The 1,375-nt window shown below is 68.2% G+C and carries 3 protein-coding genes; all 3 read left to right on the top strand.

Annotated features, from left to right (window positions below):
* Positions 1–178 (top strand): thiolase C-terminal domain-containing protein (locus ACWPWO_RS18760; RefSeq protein ID WP_454007885.1); only part of this gene is annotated, 178 nt, incomplete at its 5' end.
* Positions 175–588, top strand: coding sequence for a Zn-ribbon domain-containing OB-fold protein (locus ACWPWO_RS18755; RefSeq protein ID WP_454003604.1), 414 nt, complete (start codon positions 175–177; stop codon positions 586–588). The genes ACWPWO_RS18760 and ACWPWO_RS18755, both read left to right, overlap by 4 nt.
* 20 nt (positions 589–608) lie before the next feature.
* Positions 609–1,340, top strand: a complete 732-nt coding sequence (locus ACWPWO_RS18750) for an SDR family NAD(P)-dependent oxidoreductase (protein ID WP_394063102.1) — start codon at positions 609–611, stop codon at positions 1,338–1,340.
* The last annotated feature ends 35 nt before the right edge of the window (positions 1,341–1,375 follow it).

Raw genomic sequence — 1,375 nt, 5'->3', positions numbered from 1 at the left:
GGCGGGCGCAGCCGGCGGCTACCTGGGCCTGGTGCAGGCCTTGCGGCAACTGACCGGCACGGCCGGCGACACGCAGGTGCGCGATGCGCGCATCGGCCTGGTCTCCGGCTTTGGCATGATCAACTATGACCGCGGCCTCTGCACCGCCGCGGCCCTGCTCGAACGAGGCCAGCCATGACGATTTCCGATGCCCTGAACGGCGTGCTGCCGCCCGGCGCGCGCAGCGCCCCGGCGGCGGGCCTGACCGAGGCGGCGCAGCGCGGCGAATTCGCCCTGCAGGTCTGCCCGTCCTGTGGCACGGTGCAGTACCCCGTGCGCGACGTTTGCGACCGTTGCCTGCACACCACCCTGATCTGGAAGCAGGTGCCCGATACCGGCGTGCTGCGCGCCACCACCACGTTGCACCACAGCAACGAGGCCTACTTCCGCGCCCGCCTGCCCTGGCGTATCGGCACGGTGCAACTGGATTGCGGCCCCTTCGCCATCGCCCATCTGCCCGAAGGCGGGCAGGCCGACCAGCCCGTGCGCCTGAGCCTGGAGCTGGACGAGGGCGGGGTGGCCGTGCTGGTGGCCCGTCCCGTCCCCTGAATTTGCCTGGAGAACAAGACATGACACAACCCCACTACACCGCCGTGGTCACCGGAGGCAGCACCGGCATTGGCGAAGACATCTGTCGCAAGATGCTCGATGCCGGCTATACCGTGATCTCCATGGCCCGCAATGCGCTGCCCTGGACCCACGAGCGCCTGCATTGCGTGCAGGTGGACCTGCTCGATGCCGCCGCCACGGAAAAAGCCGCGCAAGACATCGCAGAGCGCTTCGAGGTGACTCACTTCGTGCACAACGCCGGCGTGATCTGGCCCGCCCTGCTGCCCGAAGTGAAGCTGGAGGACCTGCAGGGACTGACCCAGATCCACCTGGGCTCGGCCATACAGATCACCCAGGCCGTATTGCCGGCCATGCGCAAACGCCAGTTCGGCCGCATCATCCTGATGTCCTCGCGCGGCGTGCTGGGCCTGCAGACGCGCACCGCCTATTCGGCGACCAAGGCCGGCATGCTGGGCATGGCCCGCACCTGGGCGCTGGAGCTGGCCGACCAGGGCATCACGGTCAATGTGCTGGCTCCCGGCCCCATCCAGACCAATATGTTCTACGACGTGGTGGACGCCGGCAGCGAGCGCGAGGCCCAGCTGGCCGCCTCCATTCCCGTCAAGCGTCTGGGCCGCGTGGACGACATCAGCCGCGCCACCATGTTCTTCGCCGATCCGGAGAACGGTTTTGTCACCGGGCAGACCCTGTACGTCTGCGGCGGCGCCAGCGTGGGGACCTTGACGATCTGATCGCGCAGGTCCTTCACATCCTGCTGCGGCGATAG

The sequence above is a fragment of the Alcaligenes sp. Marseille-Q7550 genome (assembly GCF_965112015.1).
The sequence above is the reverse complement of the archived record's forward strand: the minus strand, read 5'-3'. Positions and strand labels throughout refer to the sequence as shown.